A 5084-nucleotide genomic window follows, 5' to 3' on the forward strand; every position below is an offset into this window, starting at 1 on the left:
GTAAGGTGTTCGATCAGGGTCATTGGGTTACCTCTCAGAAAGTGAGGTGCGATTAGATCACAGTAATTCAGCAGATTCAATCTTTGTTAACAAAGTGCGATCCCGCCCTGCATAGACAATAAAGCCACTGCTATTTTATTTAACTGCTCCGTTCCTGAAGTTATGCTAGAAGCCATTACACTGACTCATTCTGCTTTACATTTGGCAGAGAAGCCGCTAAAAATGCCTGTAAAGTAAAGCAGATACAGTGAGCAAGCAGCTCATTGTATTCACTCAATAAACCTTAAATAGTAACAAGGCTTACTTTTTTAAATCAACCACCTGAAATTGATCAACAAAAAGCGCCTGACTAATCATCCAAGTCTTTTTAGGTTTATAGAAATAAAATTCCCATGTCACTGGATGTTGTTCATATTTAGCCATTCGAACAACCCTCACAACCGAATCAGATATCACTTCATAATGCATATCTTCAGAGCCCAAAAACTTGCCATACAAAGGCTCTATACTGCCTAATTGTTGCTTCAACAGCGTCAGTTCTTGTGATTTTTGCGCCGCTAATGGATTACTCGCATACAAGTTATCAACCGCTTGAGATATTTCTCCTTTCCCTAACTCAGTAAAAAAATGGCTGACTTGTTGTTTCGGATCACCATAGTAAGCATGACTCATAAAAGAAACACAAAAGAGTAAAGAGATAAATAAAGACTTTTTCATTATACTTCCTTGATAATAGCTCATATTACAACCTGTAACAAAACTCAAACATTAATTAACAATCAATAAGTTAAGTTGTAATATAGGCTAAGAGATAATATAAAATTAGACTTTAGCAGTAAAGAATAAAAAAGCAGTTAGATTTTATTACCATCCACTTACCTGCGCTCAAAGTGATAATTTTATTTATACTCAAACATTCTACACTTCATATAAACCCAAACCGCTTCGGGGGTAATTCAACCTCGAGGGGAAATGAATGACACTTGATATCTCAATTTGGATTTGGCTTCCACTTGCTCTGTCACTCATTGCCATCTTATTACAAGAATTTAAAGCCGCATTCGCGTTACTGGCACTTTGCCTAATAGGAGGATTATTCGAACACAGGCTCAACCTCACAGGGCTTGCAAGTATTATCATAGACTTGGGCATCGCCTATAAAACCCCTTCATTTAATTCCTTTTGGCGCTATGTCGGTTTACTCTTTATAAGCTTTTGGTCTTTAGCCCTATTTTTTCATTTCGTGCCGGGTTTTAATAATCTTCAAGTATTAAATAAGGTTGTCGCCAGCCCAAACAGCGTACCCGATTCAATGTATCTTAACTTCGATAAACCAATGTTGTTGTTTGCATTGATATTGGCTTATCCACCACTGCTCGGACAGGCTAAAACCGTCAAACTCAAACCTATTTTGTTCACCCTCATCCCTTTATTTGCACTGCTTCCTATCGCAAGTGTATTAGGGGCGCTCAAACCTGAACTCTCGCTCCCCAGCTGGTAGTGGTTATTTGCCTTCAACAATCTGTTCTTCGTCTGCATCGCCGAAGAAGCCTTGTTTCGAGGTTACTTTCAACAACTCATCACCGAAAAGTGTGGTTGGATTGTGGGGTTAATCTTGGCCAGTATCCTCTTTGGCCTCACCCACTTTGCCGGCGGCATATTACTCATGGTATTCGCCACACTCGCAGGCATTGGCTACGGACTCATCTTTCATTTTATCGGCCGACTATGGGCCGCAATTCTTTGTCGCTTCTTATTTAACTTTACCCATTTGTTGTTTTTACTTATCCAATGCTAGCGAGGTAGATTACCTTTAGAATTAAGTTACCATTGATCATCCTCAATGACAGGACCTAAGAGGGATGGTACTCCGGGCTGTTGACGCCAAATATCGACTAGACAAGTTAATAATGTATTTACTCTACTAAGCTTCAATCACACTGTGTTATTTGATCTCAGGTTAATTACACTTCATTTACCATAAAAAGAAGGTTTACTGGTTATAATAGAGACATCATTTTGCTGCTGGAGTTATATGCGTTGTGGCTGTCATCTCTCCTTATAGCCATTATTTTATCACTAATGATGGTGCCCAGTTACACTACCTAGACAAGGGGCAAGGACCCACTCTGCTCATGCTCCCAACATGGAATATAAGCTGTGAAGTCTTTAAATATCAGTTCGATGACCTGAGCAGTCAATATCGCATCCTTACTCTCGACATGCGAGGCCATGGTTTATCACAAAAAGTCACCCATGGCTATAAAGTGCATAGACTAGCAAAAGATCTCCATGAGTTTATTGAACATTTGCAACTAAAGGAGCTCATCCTACTCGGTCATAATTTTGGTGCCACTATCATCTGTTGCTATTTAGAGCTTTTTGGATCCTCACCGCTTAGTAAGCTCATTTTTATCGATAGAGCCGCCACTCCAATGATGAACCCGATTTGGAATCAAACAGAGATCCAAAATTATGGCCCGACATCCGATCCAAAATCCATCGATCAACTTTGTGATCAAATCGCCTCTAGCCAAGATGATCACTTTATGAAGGTTTTTTCCAACTGTATGTTAAGTAAATCTGCATCTGATGAAAAAAGGCAATTGTTGCTAGATAACAGTGACACCCTTCCCAAAAAAGCTGCGGCGTCACTACTCTATGATGCTTTTTATCAAGACTGGCGCAGCCTATTTCCAAAGATCACCCTACCTACCTTAGTCATTGGCGGCCGCGCAAGTCTGATCTCCGCATCTTCCCAATACTGGACCAGCCAACAAATCCCCAATGCCAAGCTGGTTATTTTTGAAGAACATGAAGGCGGTAAGCACTTTCCTTTTATTGAAAATCCCAGCTACTTTAATCAAGTCATCAATAACTTTATACAATCATCCTAAAAAATGCTTTAGCCTTTAAATGAAGGCCAATGACATTTTCATCTCAAAGGGGACTGACATAGACATGCTATAAACCCATGCCGTTTTCATTTTTATCTCAGGTGCAAAAAAGCAACATGTTAAGGTTGCCTTTTTTGTTTATTTGGCACAGAGATAGGGATTTGAACCCTACATACGTGCGCTATAAACCCGTACTATTTTATTGGCAACTAGGCACGAAAAAGCCGCTAATAAAATTAGCGGCTTTTTCGTTTTATTTGGCGGAGAGATAGGGATTTGAACCCTAGATGGGCTATAAACCCATGCCGGTTTTCAAGACCGGTGCATTCGACCACTCTGCCATCTCTCCAGTGGCGCAGATAATAGGGGGTTATCATGAGCTTGTAAACCCCTAAGCTGTTCAAGCGAATAAAAAATCGACCATCACAGCTTTTAAGCATAATAAAACAACACTGTGATGAATTTCACACCGCTACAGCACTGGGGATCAGTAATTCTTTTAATTCAAGTAAAGAACAGACTTGATATGTGGGCTTAATATTATCGGCTAATGACTCATCAAATCGATTGAGCCAACAGGTGTCTATGCCTGCGTTCATACCCCCTTTAATATCTGAATGCTGATTATCCCCCACCATTAACACGCGGTTGCGATCAAACGTTTCTACAGGCTCAGGCTGCTCTATGCGCTCACGCTTTTTTTCACTCTCAAGCTGTCCCATACGATCAAATGCATATTCAAAAATACCCACATCGGGTTTGGCAAGCCCTACTTCCTCAGAAATGACCACCAAAGAGAAAATATCAAGTAAACCTGTTCTTTGTAATCGAATGGTTTGTAATGCAGTAAAACCATTGGTAATGATCCCTAAACGCACCTTGCCCTTAAGTGCATCAATCAATACTTGTCCGCCCGGCAATAAACAACAAATATCACCCATCGCATTCAAAAAGCCACTGTTTAATACTTTGGGGGTAACATTAAGCTTCTCTGCCCAAGACTGAAATCGCTGTTCTTGTAATTGCTTAGCACTGACTTCCCCCGCCTGATAGCTCACCCAAAGCTTGAGGTTAACCTGTTGATAATAATCAAAATCTTCCTGTGTAAATTCCACGTTAAATCGCGAAAACAAGATTTGCAGCCCTTTAAATGCATCGAAATGAAACAGGGTTTCATCGGCATCGAACAAAATCCATTGATACTTCATACCGCATCCTTTTAAAACCATGCTTATTAAAAAATAAGCATGGTTATTTATTGAAGTTTAAATGACATGTAGATTAAGAAAAAACAAAGCATGTAGCAAATAAAAAGTGCCATGAACATGACACTTTTAGTCTTAGTAGCGGCGATAAAAACATCGCCAAAACACCATTCAATCAAAAATGATAAATAAAGAGGTAATGACCCCTAACAAACCTAAAGCGGAGAGATCCACGACCCATTCAAAAAATGATTTATTAGGGACTGAAAGCTCTGTTCCTCGAATGAAAATACCTTTTTTCCCTTCTAATACCAGTTGAATCTGCTGCGTAATCAATTGCATTTGTCCTATGACCTCTTTTTCAGGCAAGTTCACTAAATACTGAGAAGGCAAAAATATTTTACCTTTATATTCAATATGGCCTGAAGACACGATTGTGTCATAAAGTTCAGCATAATCAATGGCACAATAATGGCCATTATCATCAAAATGTAATACCGTTTTAACAGCTATTTCTTTAACTTGTTTATCAAATAGGTTTTTCGTCACCATTCTACCTCTTATTACATGGGCGTCATTAGTAGGTAACAGTTAACTTCCAATTTAAGCAGTTCACTCACAGATATGACCTTCACAATATGAATACAATATATCATAACAAGTAACATTTACTTTAAATTTTCTCGTTATAAAATAGTACTAGATGATAAGAAATAACATTCAAAGGATGACCAAAATACTTGACTATTACAAAAAAAAACAGGATCAATTACTCTTTATAGTTGCGATACGCTTGCTCCAGAGCATCGATATTTGAACTGCAAATAAAGGTTTTTAATGCCATAAACTTAAGCTCACTCCAGTCATAAATTTTCCTGATTACCGACAAGTCTCAGCCATAAGCTACTAAAACTGAACTATAGTTAAAGTAAGGCTTTGAGTGGATAAATGGTTATGGCTAAAAGTAAAGTTCAACACCAGT

5 protein-coding genes, 1 tRNA gene and 1 pseudogene are annotated in these 5084 nt (G+C 38.8%); 3 read left to right on the forward strand and 4 right to left on the reverse strand.

Translation table 11 applies throughout. The features are described 5' to 3' along the window. Nucleotides 1–300 precede the first annotated feature (300 nt). The gene (locus tag L2764_RS25685) at nt 301–717 is read right to left on the reverse strand and encodes a hypothetical protein (protein ID WP_248943198.1); all 417 of its coding nucleotides are present in this window, start codon (nt 715–717) and stop codon (nt 301–303) included. Between the two features lie 259 nt (nt 718–976). Here L2764_RS25685 and L2764_RS25690 point away from each other — a divergent pair, with 259 nt between their 5' ends. From L2764_RS25690 to L2764_RS25700, 3 genes and pseudogenes are all read left to right on the forward strand, one after another. After that, the gene (locus tag L2764_RS25690) at nt 977–1501 is read left to right on the forward strand and encodes a hypothetical protein (RefSeq protein WP_248943199.1); all 525 of its coding nucleotides are present in this window, start codon (nt 977–979) and stop codon (nt 1499–1501) included. A gap of 12 nt (nt 1502–1513) precedes the next feature. Continuing rightward, nucleotides 1514–1798 (forward strand): annotated as a pseudogene (locus L2764_RS25695) (CPBP family intramembrane glutamic endopeptidase); the annotation flags it as partial. Nucleotides 1799–2042: 244 nt separating this feature from the next. Then, the gene (locus L2764_RS25700; RefSeq protein ID WP_248943201.1) at nt 2043–2897 is read left to right on the forward strand and encodes an alpha/beta fold hydrolase; all 855 of its coding nucleotides are present in this window, start codon (nt 2043–2045) and stop codon (nt 2895–2897) included. Nucleotides 2898–3155: 258 nt separating this feature from the next. Here L2764_RS25700 and L2764_RS25705 read toward each other — a convergent pair. The 3 genes from L2764_RS25705 to L2764_RS25715 all read right to left on the reverse strand — a co-directional run bounded on the left by L2764_RS25705 (nt 3156) and on the right by L2764_RS25715 (nt 4654). Continuing rightward, nucleotides 3156–3246: transfer RNA gene (locus tag L2764_RS25705), tRNA-Ser, on the reverse strand. Between the two features lie 115 nt (nt 3247–3361). Then, nucleotides 3362–4105 (reverse strand): pyrimidine 5'-nucleotidase, encoded by a 744-nt coding sequence (gene yjjG / locus L2764_RS25710; RefSeq protein ID WP_248943202.1) that lies wholly within the window; start codon nt 4103–4105, stop codon nt 3362–3364. Between the two features lie 168 nt (nt 4106–4273). Next, entirely contained in the window at nt 4274–4654 is a 381-nt protein-coding gene (locus L2764_RS25715; protein WP_248943203.1) for a hypothetical protein, read from the reverse strand. Nucleotides 4655–5084: the final 430 nt, after the last annotated feature.

This window comes from Shewanella surugensis (assembly GCF_023284005.1).
Taxonomy (GTDB): Bacteria; Pseudomonadota; Gammaproteobacteria; order Enterobacterales; family Shewanellaceae; genus Shewanella; species Shewanella surugensis.